Annotated in this window: 22 protein-coding genes and 1 pseudogene; 18 read left to right on the top strand and 5 right to left on the bottom strand. The window is 63.1% G+C overall.

The annotated features are described in order from the left end of the window. The first annotated feature begins 658 nt into the window (after window positions 1-658). The 3 genes from GGR90_RS03715 to GGR90_RS03705 all read left to right on the top strand — a co-directional run bounded on the left by GGR90_RS03715 (window position 659) and on the right by GGR90_RS03705 (window position 5,474). Window positions 659-2,173, top strand: coding sequence for a hypothetical protein (locus GGR90_RS03715; RefSeq protein ID WP_167919430.1), 1,515 nt, complete (start codon window positions 659-661; stop codon window positions 2,171-2,173). Between the two features lie 264 nt (window positions 2,174-2,437). After that, a complete protein-coding gene (locus GGR90_RS03710) occupies window positions 2,438-4,159 on the top strand; it encodes an AAA family ATPase (protein WP_167919428.1) in 1,722 nt (573 codons plus the stop codon). A 4-nt stretch (window positions 4,160-4,163) separates the two neighbouring features. After that, window positions 4,164-5,474 carry a hypothetical protein gene (locus tag GGR90_RS03705; protein WP_167919426.1) on the top strand — a complete coding sequence of 437 codons (1,311 nt, stop codon included), beginning with the start codon at window positions 4,164-4,166 and terminating at the stop codon, window positions 5,472-5,474. Here GGR90_RS03705 and GGR90_RS03700 read toward each other — a convergent pair. The 5 genes from GGR90_RS03700 to GGR90_RS03680 form a co-directional block, all read right to left on the bottom strand. Continuing rightward, window positions 5,403-5,858, bottom strand: coding sequence for a very short patch repair endonuclease (locus GGR90_RS03700; protein WP_167919424.1), 456 nt, complete (start codon window positions 5,856-5,858; stop codon window positions 5,403-5,405). The genes GGR90_RS03705 and GGR90_RS03700 overlap by 72 nt on opposite strands. Continuing rightward, window positions 5,851-7,158 (bottom strand): DNA cytosine methyltransferase, encoded by a 1,308-nt coding sequence (locus GGR90_RS03695; protein WP_209023550.1) that lies wholly within the window; start codon window positions 7,156-7,158, stop codon window positions 5,851-5,853. Before GGR90_RS03695 ends, GGR90_RS03700 begins: the two co-directional genes overlap by 8 nt. A gap of 565 nt (window positions 7,159-7,723) precedes the next feature. Continuing rightward, the gene (locus GGR90_RS03690; RefSeq protein WP_167919422.1) at window positions 7,724-8,758 is read right to left on the bottom strand and encodes an oxidoreductase; all 1,035 of its coding nucleotides are present in this window, start codon (window positions 8,756-8,758) and stop codon (window positions 7,724-7,726) included. Next, window positions 8,730-9,083, bottom strand: coding sequence for a hypothetical protein (locus GGR90_RS03685; protein ID WP_167919420.1), 354 nt, complete (start codon window positions 9,081-9,083; stop codon window positions 8,730-8,732). Before GGR90_RS03685 ends, GGR90_RS03690 begins: the two co-directional genes overlap by 29 nt. Before the next feature lie 2 nt (window positions 9,084-9,085). Then, window positions 9,086-9,859 carry a dCTP deaminase domain-containing protein gene (locus GGR90_RS03680; protein ID WP_167919418.1) on the bottom strand — a complete coding sequence of 258 codons (774 nt, stop codon included), beginning with the start codon at window positions 9,857-9,859 and terminating at the stop codon, window positions 9,086-9,088. A gap of 152 nt (window positions 9,860-10,011) precedes the next feature. Here GGR90_RS03680 and GGR90_RS03675 point away from each other — a divergent pair, with 152 nt between their 5' ends. The 15 genes and pseudogenes from GGR90_RS03675 (at window position 10,012) to GGR90_RS03605 (ending at window position 20,491) form a co-directional block, all read left to right on the top strand. Beyond that, entirely contained in the window at window positions 10,012-10,413 is a 402-nt protein-coding gene (locus tag GGR90_RS03675) for a hypothetical protein (RefSeq protein ID WP_167919416.1), read from the top strand. A 278-nt stretch (window positions 10,414-10,691) separates the two neighbouring features. Further along, window positions 10,692-11,123: a hypothetical protein gene (locus tag GGR90_RS03670; RefSeq protein ID WP_167920800.1), complete on the top strand. Its 432-nt coding sequence runs from the start codon at window positions 10,692-10,694 to the stop codon at window positions 11,121-11,123. Window positions 11,124-11,377: 254 nt separating this feature from the next. Next, window positions 11,378-11,698: a DUF736 domain-containing protein gene (locus tag GGR90_RS03665; protein WP_167919414.1), complete on the top strand. Its 321-nt coding sequence runs from the start codon at window positions 11,378-11,380 to the stop codon at window positions 11,696-11,698. 473 nt (window positions 11,699-12,171) lie between these two features. Further along, entirely contained in the window at window positions 12,172-12,336 is a 165-nt protein-coding gene (locus tag GGR90_RS03660; RefSeq protein ID WP_167919412.1) for a hypothetical protein, read from the top strand. A 123-nt stretch (window positions 12,337-12,459) separates the two neighbouring features. Further along, a complete protein-coding gene (locus tag GGR90_RS03655; RefSeq protein WP_058539111.1) occupies window positions 12,460-12,891 on the top strand; it encodes a hypothetical protein in 432 nt (143 codons plus the stop codon). A gap of 309 nt (window positions 12,892-13,200) precedes the next feature. After that, window positions 13,201-13,515: a DUF736 domain-containing protein gene (locus tag GGR90_RS03650; RefSeq protein WP_037557681.1), complete on the top strand. Its 315-nt coding sequence runs from the start codon at window positions 13,201-13,203 to the stop codon at window positions 13,513-13,515. 122 nt (window positions 13,516-13,637) lie between these two features. Beyond that, window positions 13,638-13,925, top strand: coding sequence for a transcriptional regulator domain-containing protein (locus tag GGR90_RS03645; RefSeq protein ID WP_209023548.1), 288 nt, complete (start codon window positions 13,638-13,640; stop codon window positions 13,923-13,925). Between the two features lie 91 nt (window positions 13,926-14,016). Continuing rightward, complete coding sequence (locus GGR90_RS03640) at window positions 14,017-14,415, top strand: DNA -binding domain-containing protein (RefSeq protein WP_167919410.1); 399 nt, start codon at window positions 14,017-14,019, stop codon at window positions 14,413-14,415. Between the two features lie 102 nt (window positions 14,416-14,517). Continuing rightward, window positions 14,518-14,760, top strand: coding sequence for a helix-turn-helix transcriptional regulator (locus GGR90_RS03635; RefSeq protein WP_167919408.1), 243 nt, complete (start codon window positions 14,518-14,520; stop codon window positions 14,758-14,760). Between the two features lie 26 nt (window positions 14,761-14,786). Then, window positions 14,787-15,305, top strand: a complete 519-nt coding sequence (locus tag GGR90_RS03630; protein WP_245198479.1) for a DUF2840 domain-containing protein — start codon at window positions 14,787-14,789, stop codon at window positions 15,303-15,305. Beyond that, window positions 15,302-15,892 (top strand): S26 family signal peptidase, encoded by a 591-nt coding sequence (locus tag GGR90_RS03625; protein WP_167919404.1) that lies wholly within the window; start codon window positions 15,302-15,304, stop codon window positions 15,890-15,892. Before GGR90_RS03630 ends, GGR90_RS03625 begins: the two co-directional genes overlap by 4 nt. Beyond that, the gene (locus GGR90_RS03620) at window positions 15,889-16,221 is read left to right on the top strand and encodes a DUF736 domain-containing protein (RefSeq protein WP_167919402.1); all 333 of its coding nucleotides are present in this window, start codon (window positions 15,889-15,891) and stop codon (window positions 16,219-16,221) included. The genes GGR90_RS03625 and GGR90_RS03620 overlap by 4 nt, the downstream gene beginning before the upstream one ends. A gap of 84 nt (window positions 16,222-16,305) precedes the next feature. Further along, window positions 16,306-16,932 carry a lytic transglycosylase domain-containing protein gene (locus GGR90_RS03615; RefSeq protein ID WP_245198478.1) on the top strand — a complete coding sequence of 209 codons (627 nt, stop codon included), beginning with the start codon at window positions 16,306-16,308 and terminating at the stop codon, window positions 16,930-16,932. 211 nt (window positions 16,933-17,143) lie between these two features. Continuing rightward, window positions 17,144-18,161, top strand: a pseudogene (locus tag GGR90_RS03610) (IS110 family RNA-guided transposase); the annotation flags it as partial. 584 nt (window positions 18,162-18,745) lie between these two features. Further along, window positions 18,746-20,491, top strand: coding sequence for a relaxase/mobilization nuclease domain-containing protein (locus GGR90_RS03605; RefSeq protein ID WP_037557686.1), 1,746 nt, complete (start codon window positions 18,746-18,748; stop codon window positions 20,489-20,491). Window positions 20,492-20,517 lie beyond the last annotated feature (26 nt).

Raw genomic sequence — 20,517 nt, 5'->3', positions numbered from 1 at the left:
TAAGCCAGCCGTCGCCTATCGCCCGAGCACAGCGGTGTTCGAGTCAGTCGTGCCTATCATATCATGATGCCGTGGCGTTGGGCGGGCGTCCATTTTCAGGAAGTCCCGCGCATGTTACGCGCGCGCTTTTGGGGCGGCAGTTTTCTCAATGTTCCAAGCCCTGAGCTGCAAAACGCTCCTTTTGTCGACATTCTCGACCGCTCCTCCCCTGACCCTTGCCAGACCTCAACTCACCACGGTACGGATTGCAAGCCAATCAATCTCCGCATTGAATTAGATGGGCCCTTCTGGCGTAATGCCGGCACGTCGGCTTGCGCTAAACTCAGTGCAACACTGACCGTCTACAACAGGCCGACGTCAACAATATTGCGAGAACATAGTTATGATTTCTTTTTCCGCCGCCGCGCAGCGTCATTCGATCAAATAGTTTGGATCGTCGGCCTTGACGGGAGGCATGCCCGGAGACCGTCGCTCGGTCGGCCTTTTTGATGGAGGGTAGACACGTGCCAGTCGCGGAACGGATAAGCAGCTACTTTTAGATAATCCGGGCGGGAATGGGCAAGTAGAAGGATCAGCCTATCCATCGTCGAAATGGCGGCCATTTAGGATGCTGTTGATCCGGGTTACGTCGGGTTAGTGAAATTGCAGGGGAGGGGGGATGCGCATTGTCGCGAAGATACAGCTGACATCGGAAGGCGTTCAAGGGCATGAGGCCGGCGCAGCGATTATCGAACGCTGGAAAGATCGGAAGTTTTCGAGCAGCCACGATGGCAACTTGACTATTGCACAGTCCGGCGCAGAGGCTTTAGTCGAAAGAGTCGACGAAAAGGTGGGTGATCTTAGCCGTACCTGTTTTACGATCCTCGAAAATATCGATGGCGGGACTCTTCAAACCGACGTTCATATCGTATCGTCTCCAAACCGCACGATACTTCAGACCAACTTGTCGTTGAGTTCCGATTTCGGCATTGCGCCGATCGGGATTTCGCTGCGGGCGCCCAAATTTATTCGCGCGGCGGTCCAAGGCGATGTCGCTTGGACGGTCGGTGCGACGGGCGAGCGTGTCTTCGCGCACAGCATGGTCGCGACGAAAGCGCATCTCGACGACTTTCAGACGCTCGTAGAGTTCGATAAGCGATGCTTGCCGATCGTGGTGGTCTCGGAATTTGACGGCCAGACATTGGCGGGCGACCTTCACGACCGTCTGGCGCAGGACCTCTGCGGGTTGGCCCATGTCGTACGAATTGAGCCAGAGGCGGCTTGGGAACTTACAAGGCAGTGGGGCGCTGCCTGGTCTTGTTACAACGGTGCGGTAAGGCTGCTGTGGCCGATGCGCGGTAGCCGCGGAGACCCTCGCGCACATCCGCTCTGGACTAGGGACTGGCTGATGGCCCGGGCCGACAGTGAACCCTTAGCGCGCGAACGGCTCCGATCCGCGATTGGCGGGCGTATTCTTGACGCGTCAACCTATGTATCCGACGATCCATCCCTTGGCGATTTTGCGAGAGCTGCGGATCGCGCAGTGGCCGACAAGGCTAGGGCTGCACTGCTCACTCCCCAAGGGCCGCCCACGGTGGAGTATGAACGGCAAATAGCCGCGCTACGGAAAGAGATCGATGCGAAGGATGCAGAGATACGCACCCTGACCGACAATCTCGGCAGCGCCTGGACCGCGCTCCGTACGATGCGGCCGGCTGATGCTGGCCTGAATGAAGAAGAGTTGCCTTCGGGCAGTGCCGAGCCACAATCGGTCGTAGAAGCAGTACTCCGTGCCCGGGAAGAACTGGCCGGTAGAGTCGAGATCGCCCACGAAACCGACACCGACGTCGCTCGCCTCAATTCCGAGGCTGGCCCACCGGAAAAGATACTGCGTTATCTAAGGACATTGGGCGACCTTTCTAATCGACTAGCCCAAGGCCCCTTGGGGCTTTCCATTCCCAAATGGCTCGAAGAGCAAGGCGTTGTGTGCAGCGGGGATTCCGAAACAGCCAAGAATAGTGCCGGCGGAAGGAAGTTTCGTACGCGCCCGGTTAACGGGCGCGACGTCACCTGCGATTTCCATGCGAAGCCTACCGACGGAACGTCGCCAGACCGGTGCGCTCGAATATACTTTGGTACCTCGCCGTCTGCGCCCCATGTTCTGGTCGGGTATATCGGAAGGCACGAGGAATAGCGCGGTGGGAGGTGCACGTCTGCGCATCCTGATCACATTTATTTAAATAGGCGCGCTCTACCAGCGTGCGCCAGCATCTTTAACGGCGCGGCTGGGAGAGCATCTCGGAAGGTGACCGTTCATATGCATCTCGCGGGATGAGCGGCCAGCGATATCGCGCTCGATGGGCTTGGGCGTATAGGATGCTTGGCACCATGGCTTTCGCAATCTATCCCCTGCGGCCATGACGCCTGTGATCAGGCACATGATTCTTGGGGGAAGTCGTTGTTTCTATCAGCCTTTCTTGCCGACGACGCGGCATCGGTGAGTACGGCGTTGCCGGCGTTCCTCGGAGCGCTTGGCACCAAGCGAAATTTCGGGTGGTCCTTCGGCGAGCGCGAGTTGCCAACTGGTGTCCCTTCGCGCTTTCTCGACTTGTATCCCGAGGGCATTGTCCAAAAGCATGATTCATTTGGCATCGTGTACGTTCGGCTCTGGTTGGTTGGGCTCAACCCGACGCGATTGATGATTGGCATATTCCTCGGTGCGGAACGTGCTCAGCAGTCAGAGCCGCGACGCGCCGCAGACTACATCCGGAACCGGCTTGAGACGCTGATCGACCCGCTCGAGCGGGAGCGCGGTTTCGATTATCAGATCTGGGGTAATCCCGACATCTGGTGGGCGGAGGATGCGCCCGGCTCGGTGCGAGCAGTCACGCGCCAGCTGGAGCAGTACATCACGTTCAAGGTCACCGATCCTAACGATAGCAACCTTGACGCGATCGAGGATGATATTGGCGAGCTCGTAAAGGCTGTTGACGCCGCAATCGACGAGCTTCAGCCGATCCGCGAATTCGGGAAGAACATCCTGCTGCTCTATTACGGCGAGAACCTGCCGCCTCCTCCCGCCGGCGAAGCCTTTAGCGACCTGTTGGCCACCGGTGATGATACAGCGGCCACTTCTCTCGAAGCTCAGCCGGGGCAGCCTGAAGCTACGCCGGAACCCGACTGGTTTACAAATCTGCCGCCGGAGCCGAGCCTTGGTGACCTGCGCGGCATGGAGGGGGCTTACAAGAAGGTCGTCGCCGCGCTGGCCGCGGGCAAGCACGTCCTGTTGCTAGGGGCGCCTGGCGTCGGCAAAACCGAGCTGGCGGAGGCTGTCTGCCGCTCGATCCGCCAGCACTACGACGTGGTGACCGCGACATCCGATTGGACGTCCGTCCATACGATCGGTGGCTACATGCCGATCCCAATGGCCGGCAGTAACGCCGAGCCGCTCGATTTCATCCCGGGTGTCTTCACCGAGGCGATGGCGGCGAACAAGTGGCTGATCATTGACGAGATGAACCGCGCCGACATCGACAAGGCGTTCGGCGAGATGTTCACGCTGCTGGGGGGCAAGCGCAAGAGCATCATGCTCCCCTACCGTAAGCGCCAAGACGATGGCGCCTACCGTCGCGTCGTGCTTGGCATGGCCAACACGCAAGAGCCGGAAAGCCACGTGTACGGTCTTGATCCGTCGTGGCGCCTGATCGGCACCATGAACACCTTCGACAAAGCCAGCCTGTTCCAGATGTCTTTCGCCTTCTCACGCCGTGTCGCGGTGATCGACATCGCGATCCCGGGCGAGGTCGATTACCGTGCTATTCTGGAGATCGCGGCAACATTGATCGACGACAGCGACAGCAAGTTTCATGACGCGATTGTCGACCTCCTCGTCGCGATCTTTGCGGTCGAGGACGGGACAGGCCTCGGCGCGCTCGGGCTACGTGTGGGGCCGGCGATCCCGCTGGACATCATTCGTTTCATCGACCGCATGCGCCGGTTCGAGGCCGACCCGGCGATACTCGTACTCGCAGCCCTCGAATCCTATCTGTTCCCGCAGTTCGAGGGCCGGCACGAGCAGACGGCTGAGATCGCAACCAGCTTGGCGGCCTCGCTCGGTTTGCAAGCGCTACCAGCCGAGAGCATGGCGCGGCTTCGAACGTTTACCGGCGCGATGGAGTAGTCGCTTGGCTTCGCGGCGCGAGATATGGGCGCGGGCGATCTGCGACACGGCGAGCGGTGGCCGTTATCTAATGCCGGGACGCGACCTCGAATTCTTACCGGCGTTCACGGACGGCAGCGAGGTCGACTTGCAATCCTTTCTGACGCGCCTCGACGACCGGGGGGGAAGTATCGAGCTGCTGGCCAGTGCATATTGGTTATCGCAGCCTGAGGTTGAGCAGTTCATCTTTCATGATCTTCCCGTGCTGCTCAAGAACCTCGGTCATGGGTCGCGCTCTTCCCCGCCTTCAGTGGAGCAAGCCTTCAAGGGCAGAGTATTATGGCAGGAGACGATCCTTGGGCGGCTATCGGGCGCTGTGCCTCGCGGCCGTTACCTGATCCAGCATACCGAGAAGTCCGCTGACATCCCCGAGAACCGGCTGCTGAAACTGTTCCTGACCCGCATCATGATGGCCGCAAACGACATGGGCCGGCGCGGCACCGGCGCATTGCCGCAGCGTTTCGCCAGCATCCGCGAATCGGCCGCGCGTGGCTTGTCGAACACCTATCTGCAGGGCGTGGAACTCGAGCACCGCATCAGCGCTCGCATGCTGTCGACCGCGATCCGCCACCGCGACCGCCGCTATTCGCACTTGGCGCACTTGGCGCGCGACTTTGACCAGGCAGTGATTCGCGGCAAATGGGCGCAGATCCTGGAGCTGCTGCGAAAGGGCTGGCTGGCGCCAGTGTCGAGCGAGGACCTGTTCGAGCTTTACGCGCTCATCCTGGTTATGCAGGCGATCGAAGGCGACCTCGGCTTCGGTGAGCCCAAGGCCTACGGCCTCATCCAGCGCGGGCGCTCGGCGGTCGCGACCTACTGCCGCGCCGACGGGACCAGGGCCGAGGTGTTCTTCGACCAAGTGCCCAGCGGGATATTCAAAGGCTGTGGCTCCGAGTATCAGCAGTTGATCGGCGCACACGAAGGCGTCGCTGGATCTGAGCGGCGGCCCGACATCATCGTGCAGTTCAAATCCGGCCTCGACGAGCGCCGCGTGCTCGTCGAGGTGAAAGAGACCAAGGACGCAGCCTATATCCGGGACAGTGTGTACAAGGTGATGGGCTATCTCCGGGATTTCACAGGCATCTGGGGCGGCATCCAGCACCAGCTGCCCAAGGCGATTCTTGTTTTCCCGGCGAACATTGCGCCTAAGGGCGCACCGGGCGACATCGTAATGGTGTCGTCAGACCGCGCCGCAGATTTAGCATCAGCTTTCGGCGCAGCGCTCCGGGGCCTTGGCAACGGGACTGCCGAGAAATGCGATCAGACGGCTGCGTAACGCGTCCTCATTAAGTGTCTCGCATGCCCAGACGGTGAGGACGTCCCATCCCGCAGCCTGCAATGCAGCGGTATTTTTGCGATCACGCTCGGCATTCCGGTCGAGCTTCGGGTCCCAGTAACCGGTATTCGATTGGGGCCGCTTGCCGTCTGGGCACCCCTCGGCTTGGTGCCCGTGCCAGAAGCATCCGTGCACGAAGACCACTTTGCGGCGCTTGGTAAAGACGATGTCAGGCTTGCCCGCCAAATCTTTCAGGTGGACGCGAAATCGGTACCCTAGAGTGTGCAGGAGCCGACGCACGCGCAACTCTGGTTTCGTATCTTTCGACCGGATTGCCTGCATGATCCGCCGCTGACCAGCGGCGGATCGGTTGTTCTTAGGCATCGACTTTCGCGCGAGGATCAGTTTTCGGCTTAGCCTTCAGTACATCGATTTCCCCGAGGAGTTCGATCACTGCGCGGCCCAATCCCTCTCCCATAAGCGGCGGTACGGCGTTGCCGACCTGGCTGCAACGCGCGACGTCAAAGCGACGGCGCGGGCCGTTGATGGTATAGCGCCCGTGGAACGTGAACAGGTCGGGGAACGACTGCAGGCGCGCCATCTCGCGCACCGTGATGTTGCGAGGGTGCTTGTAGTGGATATATTCGTCCGGGTGCGTGGTAATCGTCGCCACCACAGCCGACGAGTCGAGAAGAACCTTCTTGTCCTTCTTGGTGCCGTTGGCGAGCAGGAACTCTTTGGATAGCCGCCCGGGTGCCTGGGTGCGGTGAGCCAGCTCGTAGAGCGCGCTCACGCCCTCGCCATGCACCGTCATACGGTGCGAGTCCGGGATCGCGCCCTCGGCAACCCCCTCGCGCATCAGCTTGGCGTATGCGCTCTTTGGCGCGGCGTAAGTGCCGGACTTGAAGCGCGGGCTGTCGGGGGTCTCTACAAGGCGCGAACCTGATAGGTCGTCGATCGCGTCCTTAACGCTGATGAAGCCATCTTCAGGCAGCCCGTGCTCGACGCGAACCGCCTTCGCACCGCGCTCGATCGCCCGTGCCGTCAGGTCATGCAGGGCTTGCCGCGTCATACCGGCGGCGAGCACCCCTATGATGGCAACGCGCTTGCGGGCTTGCGGAACGCCGAAGTCGGCCGAGTTGATGAGGTGGTAGCTTGCAATATAGCCTAGATCCTCAAGCTTCGCGATCGCATCCTCGGCGACCGAGATGCCCGCGGAGCCCGGCTTTGAGACGAAACGGCGGGCCATGCCCTCCACATTTTCTATCAGCACAGCGCGCGGCTGCACCAATTCGACAAAATCGAGCATGCGGTAAACCAGGCTATTGCGATCGTCCTCGCCGTCGCGTTTGCCGCCGACCGAGAACCCCTGGCAGGGTGGCCCACCAGCGATCAAATCGACCGTGCCGCGCAGGCCGCGGAGATGACCGCAGAATACTTCGTCTTGGAGGAGCTCGATGAGATCGGTGCCTTGGCGAGGCACCCAGCTCGGCCAATTATGGAACGCGCGGTACGGAGCTTTCTCGTCGATCAGGTTTGCCGCAAGCGTCGCGAACGCCATCGGGTCGCGCTCGACTGCGAACAGGCCATCCCAGCCGGCACGATGCATCCCAAGCGCGAGGCCGCCGCATCCGGCGAACAGCTCAATCGATCTCATTGCCTCGGGATTTCCTGACTTGTTCATACTGGCGTCCCGTTCGCTAATTGCCCGCGACTAATGCGGATTCCCCCGATCCGCGCATCGCTATGACGTGCGGCAACTATCCCTGATATCTTGATCACAACCGTTCTCGCCCCGTTGGCGCGACGGTCGCAAACTGGGGAGCATGGCGCACTTCGACTGCATGTCGAGATGTCAACGCTGTTCTCCCGTTGTTCCGATCTGCTTAGTGCTTGAGCGGCCGACCGATGTCAAGAATCGGAGGACGAGATAACGGTTTCTCAATATCAATTCATCGTATTTGCCTGTGCCGCGTGCCGCGGTAGCCAGACTAAAACCGGCGAGCCCGATACATTATTTTTTTGAGTATCTGACCCGCGAAGAATAGGCTGGTTTGCGTCAGAGCGAATGTTGAGAACCCGGAGTTTGCGTCGTTAATGTGGATCGCACCACGGCCACGCATCAACAGGCCTGCGCCCCCACGTTGGCAGATGGAGGCCTCGAGCAGGGGAAATGGACCGCCGAATGCCGCGATTACCAGTTCGGCGTGTGTACGGAAGCTCCTGTCGCCCCAGGTCGCCTTGGCAGTTCATGCCCGGTCGCCCGACGCCTCTCGCCGAACGAGATGCATGGGTTCCCGCTCCCAGAGCGCACAGGTGAGATGCTCCGCGCCTCTCGAAAAATAGTGGCACTTGTTTTTCCCGCAACATCCATGGGCGGGGTCGGTGAGAAAATTGGGATTGGCGATTAAGTCGCGGCAAAGCCCTATGTGAACATTGAGTGGAAGAGCGTCGGGCGCAACGTGCGCGGCGCGGCCCGACAGAATGAACGCCTTCGCCGGATGCCTCGCAGCAACCGATAAACTTTCGGCTAGCCGGTCGCTGCGGATGTGGCTGAGCGACGGATAAATGAGACGTTTGTCGATATTGTAGAAGCCGGACGAGAGATCGAAAAAGTCAAATGGCAAGGCTGCGATCCGATCCTGAAACTCCTCGCGCCCATCGGCGTCGAATTCCGTGTCGCCCGTCTTGAGCGATATCCGGATCGAGCTTTCGCAGCCGTCGGCTGCAAGCCTGGTCGCCATGGCGGCGAGCCGGTCGAGAACATGCTCCGCCTCGGCATAAATACGTGCGTCGACGAGAAGGCTGAGGAAATAGCCGTGCGCAGCATGGACCTGGACATGGCCATAGCCATGATTGCGCGCCATCTCCGCTGCACTGTCAAACGCATCGAGAATATCCCCGATCCCGCCTCTGCCCATCGTGTGAACGAGCGCCCGCGCAGTGTTTATCACTTGGTCACCGGCCAGTCCGACAAATTTCCGGCTGCCCTCATAGCCTTCCCAAGCAGTCGCAAGCTGGATTCCCGGTACGCTACCTTGAGCGGCAATCGCTTTTGCGACCTGCTCCCAAATCACATTGTCCGTTAGCGTCGGCGTCGCAGCGTTGCTGCCGAACCCGCCAGGCACCACGACATTACCGACGATGGCACAATGCAACTGCGGTGACGCGCGGCTCTCGTAAAATTCGACAAAGCGGTCGTCGGGCAAGTCGGCAGTGACGTAGCCCGTATTAACGCCCAGGAAGAATGTCCGCCTATCGCTCGAGGTTACGATATCGCTCATCATTGCGTTCGATCTTCGCTAGAATGTCCCTTTCCAGATCGCCACCTAGTATCGTCACGAGACGGAAGATGTAGATTGCCGCGTCGGCGAGTTCGTCGCGCAGGTCTGGCGAGGCTTCGCTGAGTGTCGGTCCTGCATACCCTCTGGTGGTCCGCGCCAGAGTCACTTTCTTGAGCAGGTTCGAAAATTCGCCCACTTCGCCGAAAAGCCCGATGAGATCGTGCGTCAGCTGCTCTTCGCGCGCCGCATCGGTCTCGAAATCGACCCTGAAGCCGCGACGCCGGTCGCGTTCGATCTGCTGCTCGATCAGTGCCGAAATTTCCATGCTCAGGTCTTTCGAAAATAGGCGATGAGAAACGTCCCGATCCAGATAATTGCGCTCGCCACCAAGTTGGTAATGATGGCATCGACATTGTCCATCCACTGGTTTCGAATAGCAAACAGCGCGGCCGCATTGACGATGACCGCCAAGCCGAGGCCGCACACGACCCAGAGCTGCGTAGTTTCGACTTGCCGGATGATCGTTCGCGTCGCTGCTGGCAGCAGCGCGAGCGCTTCCTCGCGCTCTTTGCGGACCCGGTTGTCGCCTTTCACCTGTTCGTGCGTCCGCTGCAGGTGGGTCTTGATAGGCCAGATGCCGGCCTGAAACCCATGCTGACCGACATATGGCTTGGTCACGGGGCCCGAGAGCCGGGTGAATTCGGCCTTTGCAATCCCCGTGCCTTGCGGAAGCTCGATATATTTGTCGCTGACATTCTCGGTCACGATCCCGAGATTGCCGCTGAACCCAGGGTCTGCATAAGTTGCGACCGGGCTGAGGCCGACGCTGAACAGAGACCCTTTCGAAACAATGCGCACAAGAATATCGTGAGGAATGTCGACATCCTCGGCGGTGATCAGAACAACGCGGTGCCCAGGCTTGATCAGGACTTTTGCCTGCGGATCGAGTTCAAATCGCGCGGCGTTTTCGCTGAGATCGTAATATACGCTGCCCATGCGAAGCTCGTAACATGCCCCGGCGAGACTATTCGCCTCGGCATTGCGGATTAGCCGGCCCGAGTCGATCTCGGCGCGGATTTCGCCGTCGGTCAATGTGGTCATTATTATCATCCCCCCCGTCCGCTGTGCTTATCCTCGCGATCGAGAACGCAGCTGCGGCGCTTTCCGGTATAATGTAGCGTTTTGCTTCCTGTACCGCGCGCAGCTTTGGCTGCGTCTGCTACAGACAGCAATCGCAGATCGCTTCTCGGCTCGTGAATATTTTGTCCGAAATGATATCATTCTTGGCGGGCGATGTTCTTCGCCATGGTGAGCGTCAAATGTCGGCTATCTCTAATTTGCGCCTGACGCTGGACGGTCTTAAATCGGCCGACCTCGCTCTCGTATACAGGTGGCTTTCCCGGCTCTCGATCTATCTCTACGGCGGACCTATGACCAGAAGTTCATCCATAGCAGACCGAGTCGAGGCTCTTGTCCGGCGAATGGACGGCACGCCGCTCTGCGATGAATGTATCACTGACCGCCTCGACCTGTCTTCAATGGCGCAAGCCAGCGTCGCCACCAGCACCTTTAGCGGTGTTGGGGGTTTTGAGCGGTTACGGGAGCGATGCGGCCTGTGCGGCGAGCAGCGGCACGTCATTCGTTACAAGAGTTGAACTTGGCGCTGGTGCCGCGGGCAGATCGAGCGCGGCTAAATTGAGCGTGCTCTGGCGCCGGCAGGCGGCGCCAGGGGCCGCGCGGTATCTTGGGCCGCGCAGAGCGCACTCGGCTCAGTATCCTTGCCGGGCGGCGGCTGGCCCACAGGCCCGCGCGCACGCCGCCCGCCTGCGGCCTCGCCAAGAGCGCGTTCTTCTTTGGGCGCTTCGCGCTAACCCTTGATGCTTTGTAATAGCGGAGGCGTTTGAAGTGGCGCGTTGTTCGGATTACGGACCGGATAATGATCAGCCTGTTCTTGCTCGCCTCCGTCGTTCCGGCCGGCCAATCCTTCTCCTGCACACCGGTCGCGGTCTGGGACGGCGATGGGCCGATCTGGTGCGCGGAAGGCCCGCATGTCCGCCTTTCCGGCGTCGCTGCGCGCGAGATGAACGGCAGTTGCAGCCCGGGGCATCCCTGTCCGGACGCCGATCCGATCGCGGCGCGCGATCATCTGGTCGGCTTGCTCGGAGAGCCGCAAGGGCGGAACCGGACGGGACACATCCTCGTCCGCGGACCGGCCATGCGCTGTCTGTCGCGCGGCGGGGCCGGCGGCACCCGCACCGCCGCTTTCTGCACATCGCCCCGGTCCGGCGATATCTCCTGCGCGATGGTTCGAAGCGGCCTTACCGCGCGCTGGGACAAATATTGGGGTGCGCATCGCTGCGACTGACCGGACCGGATCGGGGGCGTAGGTTGGGTGGGTCGGCCTTCGCGTGAGGCGCTGATCGTTGAATGGACGTGGCGGCGGCTTTGTCGCCATTGCTCAAGGCCATCCCTTCCTGTCGCCTTTCTGCGGGCCCGGCTCGCCTTGGCCGTCAACCCCATGCGGGGTTCGCCCTCGCGTGCCGCTCGGTGACGGCAGTTCGCGGTCCCTTTTTCTGGCGCCATCGGGGATGTCCCCCGAGCAACCGAAGGAGAAAATCCATGCCCACCATCGCCAACCTCAACGTCAAGCCCGACGGCAGCTTCGAAGGCACGCTTGCCACCCTCAACGTCACCGCGCCGATCGCCATCGTTCCGAACGGTCGCAAGACCAAGGAAAACGAACCCGACTATCGCATCCTCAGTCGCAAAAATGGATTCGAACTCGGTGCCGGCTGGAAGCGCTTCTCGCAGAACAACGGTGCCGAATATGTGTCGGTGACGATGTCGGCCCCTGAATTTGGGACCATCTACGGCAATGTCGCCAACGCCCCCGGCGACGACCCGATGAAGAAGGTCATCATCTGGAACCCGCCGGCCTGACGGGCACCCCGGCTCCGCCTTCGGGCGGAGCCGCTTGATCTTATCGACGAGAAGGCGGTCCTCTGGGCCGCCCTTTTGCATTTCCTGTGCTGACGAGTGTTGGTTCTGGACCCGCGCCTGCTTGCCCTCTTCTTCGGCTATCGGGGCTCCGCGGACGGCGAGGGCCGCGCGTGTTGCGAACGGCAGAATGTCGACAGGTCTGCGAAATGAAAGGTCAGCAAGGGGGCCGGGAGGCGGCGGCGAGCCGGGGGCGGGGTGGGGCGTGGGGGCTCTGCCGCATGGGACCGGGCCATTCCCGCTCTCGATTGCCGCTATTCCCTTGGCCGAAGCCAGGCCTCCTTCAATCAACCCGTGAAGGGTCCCCACGCTTCGCTCGGGCCGCGGCTTCGCGCGCGGTGATTGCGGCCTGTCCCCGTCCGGCGGGGCGCCTGTCGAGCGGGAATGGCCCGCTCCCAAGGACAGGAGTTGATCCCATGCCGCTTTCCACCGCCCAATCGCTCGGATGGAGCCTCGCCCGGACCATGATGACCGTCATCATCCTCATCGAGACCAGCGCCGGATATTCGGTCATGCCGCTCGACGAATTCGACGGTGATCCCGAAACGATCGTCAGCGAATATGACCCGTTCAATCGCTAAGCGTCTGGAATTGGTTCCAGACTGGAGCCGGTTCGGGTTCTCCCTCGAGCCGGCTCTTGCTATGATCTATATGCAGTTTGCGCTGTGGAGGTGGTGGCGGGCGCGTCCGACGGGAGGACGTTCATGACCTTGATGCTGATCCTTGGCGCGGTTGCCGCATTTTATGGTCTGCTCCTGCTCTTTCGCTGCGCGACTTACGCGCTGCCACTCTTCGCCGGGCTTGGTCTGGCCTTCACGCTTCGGGACCAAGGTTTCGGCTGGATGGTCATTTTAGCGGTGGGATTGCTCGCGGGTGTCTCCGTCCATACCCTCGGCCGGCACCTGGCGCGCGGCTCGGCTCCGCTCGCCGTCAGGCTTGGCGTCATCCTGATTTTCGTTGGCGCCGCCGCGGCTGCTGGCTTTCAGGTTGGGGTCGCGCTCGCGATGCTGGCCGACCTCAATCCCTGGACGCAGCGCGGCATGTCCATCCTGACCGCCGTCGTCACCGGCTATGCCGGTTGGCGTGATCTCCTGTCGCCGGGGGGTGGGATCGAGCGACCAGCGCTGCACAGCTAGGCGTTCGCCCGCCTCTCATCGTCTTCGCTTCCCGGCCGACCGGCAACGCAACCGTCCGCAGAGCCGTCCCATCGCGGCCTCTCGACATGCGCCATCTGTCAGCGCGCCGCTTCGCTGGCCCGGCTTGGTGCAACCGCGCCGTTCGACTTTCTTCCCCTGGCGTGCCGCCATTCCTCGCGAAACAAGAAAGACGAACGGCGCGATCCTCCGCTGCGCTGCGGGCCTGCGGCTGCACCGCCGGTCCCCCGCTGACGACCGATGCGCATCGAGGCCGCGATGGTGCGGCCCGAGCCAAGGAAGGAATGCGACATGGCCAAGATCGGCACGTTCAAGAAAGTCTCCGGAGAATATCGGGGTCAAATCACCACTCTCTCGGTGCAGGCGAAATCGGTTCGCATCGCACCCGAAAAAGACCCCAGCGGCAATGCTCCCAGCCACCGTGTTTTCGTTGGAGACGTCGAAGTCGGCGCAGCCTGGGAAAAGCAGACGCAGGACAAGCGCCCCTATCTTTCGGTCAAGCTCGACGATCCGAGCTTCACCGCCCCGATCTTCGCGCAACTGTTCGCGGGCGAAGGCGAAGAGCACGACCTGGTCTGGAGCCGCCAGACCCGCCGCGGCGACTGAGCCGCAGGGACCCGCCCGGCAGCGCCGGGCGGGATACCCATTACTGGGGATGGATATCCCCGCGTCTTGGAATTGGCGCATGCCCGCATATCGCCAACTCTTCGGTCTCCCCGGAGGCTGTTATGGCGATCGAGACGACGGCAAAAAGCGAAGGGCCGCTGCGCCTCGACTTTCCCGGCTACGCCCAGGAGTTTCTGCGCCGCAGTCCGGACTATCGCCGTGACTATCGAAGCGTGATGTCGGATCGCAAGGCCGATCCGGCGTCGCAGGAGGGCATGGCCCGGCGATGGGGCCTCTGCTTTCCCGGTCGATCCGCGTGTTTCCGCGCTCGACGCGCCAGCCTTCTGGGACGCGGCGGTCTGTTCCTATGTCGTGATCCTCGACGCTGCACCACCGACCTTCGCCGCTGACCTCCGCTTCGATCCGGCTCGCTGGACGCATCGCCTTGGCTTCCGGATCGCGCCTGACGGTGGTCATTATATATTGGGCGACGGCTGCATCATGCGCCGGATCTGGCTGCGCTGCGATCCGGCAGATGTTCCGCTTGCTGCCCTGATCCCCTGTGATGGCATGGCCGAGACGCGCCTGCTGGCGGTAGCCGATCTCGAACAATGGCTCCGCGGAACAGCGTCCGCGTCGGCAGTGTCTCGGCCGACATCTTACCAGGCGCAGCGGCTCGATCTGTTGCTGTCGATCCTCGATCTTCGCGGCGAACGGGGCGTGACCAGCCATGAGGTCGCTCACCGAATCATCTATCCGCGCCTCATCGTCGGTCGCGGCGCTGCGTGGAAATCCTCGCCCGAGCGCCGCCGAACCCAGCGGCTCATCCGCGAAGCCGAGGCGCTGGCGGCGGGCGGTTACCGCGCGCTGCTCGCAGGCCGGGCGGGGCGACAAATATAGCGCCGCAATTCAGCCGCTCCCCCGCGCAGCCTGTTTCGCGCCAAGACGCGACATCGCCCGCCGGTCCGCGCTTTTTGGTCCGGCCGCTGGAAGGAGCTCCCCATGACTACCGGTCACCCGCCGCGTTTTCTGACCACCCCCGATGCCGCCAAGCGGGTCGGCCTTTCGCACCGGACAATGGAGAAGCACCGATCCTATGGAACGGGCCCCGCCTATCGCAAGCTCGGCGGTCGTGTCGTCTATGCGATCGACGAACTCGATGCCTGGGTCGAACTTGGCCGTCGCTCGTCGACCTCCGATCCCGGCACTGGAACCGTTCACCCGGCGCGGCAGGTGCAGCGCTGATGCGGCGCGCCGATTTTGAGCAGGCGCTGGGCCCGCCGCTGACCGCAAGGCGCAACGCTGACGCACACCTGTCGCCGCGTGACGCCATACTCACCGAGGTCGAAATGACCTGGATCGAGGGGCGACATGAGCAGTGGATCCGCTTCGGCCGCATCGCAGCCCAGCGGATCTTGAGCCGCGCCACGCGCGTCGCGGCGTTCCGGCCCGGCGCCGTCTTTTCTTATGTGCGCTGGACGTCGAACGACTTCGGGACGATCCATTCGACCATCGCGATCGCCGCGGCGGTTGCGCCTGGCGAGCCTTATTCGACGCTCCCGTTCGTCCGTCCCGGCGCCGAAATCCTGGCGCGGATCGACGGCTGGCCGAAAGTGCAAAAGGCGCTTGAGGCGATCGATGCGGTCGAAGCGACCGGCATTGACGCCTGCGATGCGGCGCCCGATCATTGGCGCCATGTCGGCAGCCGGATTGCCGCGGGGCTGCCGTTCCGGCCCTATTCCCGTGACCGCCACACGGCATGGCTACGCCGCCGGGCGGTCGAGTCATGAACCGCCGCGCACTCCGAGCCACGGCGGCGGCCGCGACGATCTTCAGCACATTGTTCATCGCGGTCGCGTGGCTGAAGCCCGCGCCGCGCTACATCTGGAATGCGAGCGCCAGTGCTCCGACTGGCCTCTATAGGGTCGATGGGGGCGCGCCGCCGCGGCTCGGCGACTTTGTCGCCCTCGACCCGCCGCCCGCGCTCGGGACATTTCTCGCGCAGCGCGGATATTTGCCGCGCGACGTGCCGCTGCTGAAGCGGGTCGCGGGCCTTCCCGGTGCGCTCGTCTGCCGTTCCGGCGTCTTCGTCACAGTGAACGGCGTGGCGGTCGCCCGCGCGCTGGCGCGCGATCGGGCGAACCGCCAGCTCCCCGTCTGGACGGGTTGCCGGATCGTCGGCCGCGGCGAACTCTTTCTCGTCAATGCGGCGCGCGACAGTCTCGACGGCCGCTATTTCGGGCCGGTATCCGCCGCCGGCCTGCTCGGCACCGCGCACCCGATCCTCACGCGCACCCATCCGGCGGCGGCGCTTCGCTGGGGCTCCGCCGAACCCGACCACGCACCATCACTCGGCAAGAAGGAGACGTCATCATGATCATTGGGACAATGCGCCGGAACACGACAGGAGGATATTCCGGCTCGATCAAGACACTCGCGTTCGACGCGCAAATCGAGCTCACACCGGCAGCCTATTCTGAAAAGGAAAATGCGCCGGGTTGGCGCTTATTGATCGGCGATCCCGCTCTTGGTGCGGAGATCGGGGCCGGTTGGGATCGCACGGGTCCGCGCGGCTTGTACATAGCGCTGCAGATCGACGACCCGAGCCTTGCTGTTCCGCTGCGCGCAAATCTGGTTCGCCTCGGCCCCGACGACGACGATTTGTCTATTCTGTGGTCGCGCCCCGAGCCGCAGGCCGGGAGCTGATCCATGGGGCTGCTGCTGCGCTTCGGGGGTAGGTTCGCGCTCCGCGTCAGCGTGCCTTTTGGCGCGTTTCTTGTGTCATTCGCGATGCCTTTGGCCTGCGCGCCCGCTGCCGCGGCGGTGCAATCGGTGCGCCATCCTTATGCCGCACCGGTCGCCGAAGCGGCACAGCGCTTCGGCATTCCGGAGCTTTGGATCTGGCGCGTGATGCACGCCGAAAGCCGCGGCAAGGTTGGTGCGGTTTCGCATGCCGGGGCGATGGGTCTGATGCAGATCATGCCCGGTACCTGGGCATCGCTGACCGCGCGCCATCGGCTCGGGGGGGATCCGTTCGACCCGCGCGCCAATATCCTCGCCGGTGCAGCCTATCTGCGCGAGATGTGGGACCGCTACGGCGACGTTCGATTGATGCTCGCGGCGTACAACGCGGGACCGGGCCGCGCCGATGCCTACGCATCGGGGCGCCGCGGTCTGCCCGCTGAGACGATCGCCTATGTCGCCAAGATCGCGCCTGAATTGCACGCATCGGAAAGCGCCGCGGCTGCGCCGATGACGCCTTCATCCACGCCTGGATGGCGCGACGCGGGGCTCTTTGCCGAACGAAATTTGCCGTCTGACGACGCGCAACCTGCAAGCCCGTCGGGATTGGCTGCGCCTGCCCGGACTGCAAGTGCTCCGCTTTTCATCCCCTTATCCGTTGGCCGTGACCAGTGACGGACAGAGGAGCCGCTAGGTTTTTTGACGGGCTTTGCTGTAGGCCTGTGGTGGCTTGCTGGAAGGGAAATCGGGGAGTGCCGCCGTATTTGGCGAGGACTTGGCGTTGCTTCCGACCAGCACGGCCGCTGCGCCCGATGAGAAACCTTGCGCTGCGGATGCCAGCGGCGCGACCCTCGCTCCGGTCAAACGGAAGCGAAGGAGTCGTGTGATGGAATATTTTACCGGCCTTGATGTCTCGGTCGACGAAACCGCAATCTGCGTTGTCGGCGACGATGGAAAAGTCGCGTTCGAAACCGCTGTGGAAACCGATCCGGCTGCGATCGCCGAGGCCCTGCGACCCTATGCGGATCGCATGCGCCGCGTCGGCCACGAGGCCGGGTCGCTGTCGCCGTGGCTGCACACCGAGCTGCTGGCGGAAGGTGTTCCAGCGGTCTGCCTCGAAACGCGTCATGTGCGCGCGGCGCTGTCGGCGCAGCGCAACAAGACCGACGCGAATGATGCACTCGGCATCGCGCATATCATGCGGACCGGCTGGTTCCGCCAGGCGCACGTCAAGACGGACGCCTGCTATCGCATCCGCTTGCTGCTGGTTCAGCGCCGCAATCTGAAGCGCAAGTTCCTCGACCTCGAAAATGCCATCCGTCACTCGCTGAAGGTGTTCGGAATCCGGCTCGGCAAGGTTGGCCGCGGCGCCATGGAGAAGGCCGTGCGCGAGGCCGTCGCCGGCGACGCGCTGACCGCTGGACTCATGGACTGCATGCTTCGGGCGCGCGCTGCGCTGTGGGCTGAGTATCTGACGCTGCACAAGCTGGTCGTGCAGATCGCCATGCGCGACGAGCTATGTCGGCGGTTCATGGCGATCCCCGGCGTCGGTCCGGTGACGGCGCTGAGCTTCAGCAGCGCGATTGATGACCCGCAGCGGTTCCGCCGATCGCGCAATGTCGCGGCCTACTTCGGGCTAACGTCGAAGCGATGGCAGTCGGGTACGTCGATCGATGTCCACGGTCGCATCAGCAAGGCAGGCGATCCCGATGTGCGCCGCGCGCTCTATGAAGCAGCGTCGGCGATGCTCACCCGGTTCAAAGGCCGCGACATGATCAAAACATGGGGGCTGAAGCTCGCGAAGACCAAGTGTCACGCGAAAGCCCGCATCGCCGTCGCCCGCAAACTTGCGATCGTGATGCACGCAATGTGGCGCGACGGTACCTTTTACGTCGGCGATCCAGACGCGTCTGCGCAGGACATCGACGCATCGAACGCCGCGAAACTGCAACGGCTCAGCCTCGCGAACTCATGAACAACCACCGCCCCATCGACTGCCGGTTGACGGCGCAACGAGCTTAGGAGGTCCGCGCAAGCGGCAGAGGAATGATACAGACCTGGAAAACGGGAAGCACGATATCTTGCCTGTGGCCGCCCCGCGCGGACCACGCCGGAGTGCCTGTGATGCTGCCCCGTAAATCCGATAGCGACATGTGCCGCGACGGCGCCAACACCGCGAACGTGCGGCTCCAACATCCCGTCGATGAGCCCGAAAGAGTGCACGGCGTATCAGACCCTCGTCACATCGCAGATCTTGCAAGCCTGTCGTCGAATAGGGGCCAATTACTTGCTATGAAGGAGAGATGGAGATGGCGAAAACTTCGAAAATCAGGGAGCCAAATAAGAGGGCAAGATAAAAGCCGTGCCAGCTTCGGGCACTCCATGGTCGGTTTTCTGCGGGTTTGCGCGTATGGCTCTGCCGAAATCTGCCATATCATCGCGTTGAACGCGCCGTTTTCTCCCAACTTTTCGTATGGCACCGCCCCCGATGCGCGGTGACGACCATGATTTCCGCATCAGGCCGGGACGGAGCCGCGATCGCGGGGCAGGGTCGGCAGGCAAGGGCAAGCGGCTCGCTACGCAGGTGCGCAAAGCAGCCTCGCGGTCGGGCTACACCCGCTCGCGGCCTGGCCGCGGCGCTGGCGGCGGGACCGGCACGCATGGACGGGGCCGGCGGGCCATGGCGGCGATGCGCCGTCAGCCTGGCGCCCGGCGCGTCACGGTCATGGCGCGCGTCGTCCGCCACCAAGGCGCGCGGTTTCGCGCCGCGCCGCTGGCGCGTCATATCTCCTATCTCGAGCGGGAAGGCGTGACCCGTGACGGCCGCGACGCGAGCATGTTCGATGCGGGCGGCGACGCCGCCGATCGCGATGCCTTCGCCGCGCGCTGCGAAGACGACCGGCATCACTTCCGGCTGATCGTGAGCCCGGAGGACGCCGCGGATCTCGGCGATCTCCGTTCCTTCACGCGCGATCTCATGACGGACATGGGACGCGATCTCCAGACCCGCCTCGACTGGGTCGCGGTCGATCATTGGAACACCGACAATCCGCATATCCATATCCTCGTGCGCGGCGTCACCGATGATGGCGCCGATCTCGTCATCGACCGCGGCTATATCGCCGCAGGCATTCGCGGACGGGCCGAAGCACTTGCAACGCTCGAACTCGGTCCACGCAGTGAGCTCGACATGCAAAGCGCGCTCGCGCGCGAAGTCGATGCCGATCGCTGGACAAGTCTCGATGCCCGACTGCAGAGGCTCGCCGACGAAGCGGGCGGAGTCATCGATCTGCGCCCCGCAGCGAACGAAGACCGGCATATGCACGGCCTGCTGGTCGGCCGCGCCGCCCGGCTCGAGCAGATGGGTCTCGCCGAGCGGCAGGGCGCCGGCCTTTGGGCGCTCGGGGCCGGCGCCGAGCCGGCGCTGCGCGAGGTCGCGGTGCGCGGCGATATCATCAAGACGATGCACCGCGCGCTGTCGCGCGGCGGGCGCCGCTTCGATCCCGCCGCGCTCGCGCTTCACGACGGCGCGCCCGAGACCGCGATCGTGGGCCGCCTTGTCGAGCGGGGGTTGCATGACGAACTTGCCGGCAGCGCCTATGCGATCGTCGACGGCGCCGACGGGCGAACCCATCACATCCGCTTCAACTACATGGAGATGACCGGTGATGCCAGGCCGGGCTCGATCGTCGAGCTCCGCAGTTGGGAGGATGGCAAGGGGCGCGCGCATATGTCGCTTGCGACGCGCTCGGACCTCCCGCTCGCGTCGCAGGTCACCGCGCCCGGCGCGACCTGGCTCGACCGCCAACTCGTCGCCCGTGAACCGGTCGCGTGCGGGAATGGCTTCGGTCTCGAAATCCGCCAGGCGATGGAGAAGCGGGCGCGCTATCTCGTCGAGCAGGGATTGGCGTCGCGCGCCGGGGACCGGCTGACCCTGTCATCCGGGCTCATCGACAAGCTCGCTTCGCGCGAACTGGAAGCCGCGACCGCATCGATTGCCGAGCGGACCGGCCTTGCCCACAAATCGTCGGCTGCCGGCGACTATGTGAGCGGCGTCTACCGCGAGCGCGTGACGCTCGCATCGGGGCGCTTCGCCATGATCGACGACGGGCTGGGTTTCCAGCTCGTCCCCTGGCGCCCCGCGCTCGACCGCCATCTCGGCCAGCACATCACCGGCACCATGTCCCCCGGCGGCTCGGTCGATTGGGCGCTGGGCCGGGGCATCGGCATCTAGAAAGGCATTTAGAAAGGCATTTTGCA

Origin of the sequence: Sphingopyxis italica, from assembly GCF_011926545.1 — a bacterium.
Classification (GTDB): domain Bacteria; phylum Pseudomonadota; class Alphaproteobacteria; order Sphingomonadales; family Sphingomonadaceae; genus Sphingopyxis; species Sphingopyxis italica.
This window is presented reverse-complemented; position numbering and strand designations above follow the sequence as displayed.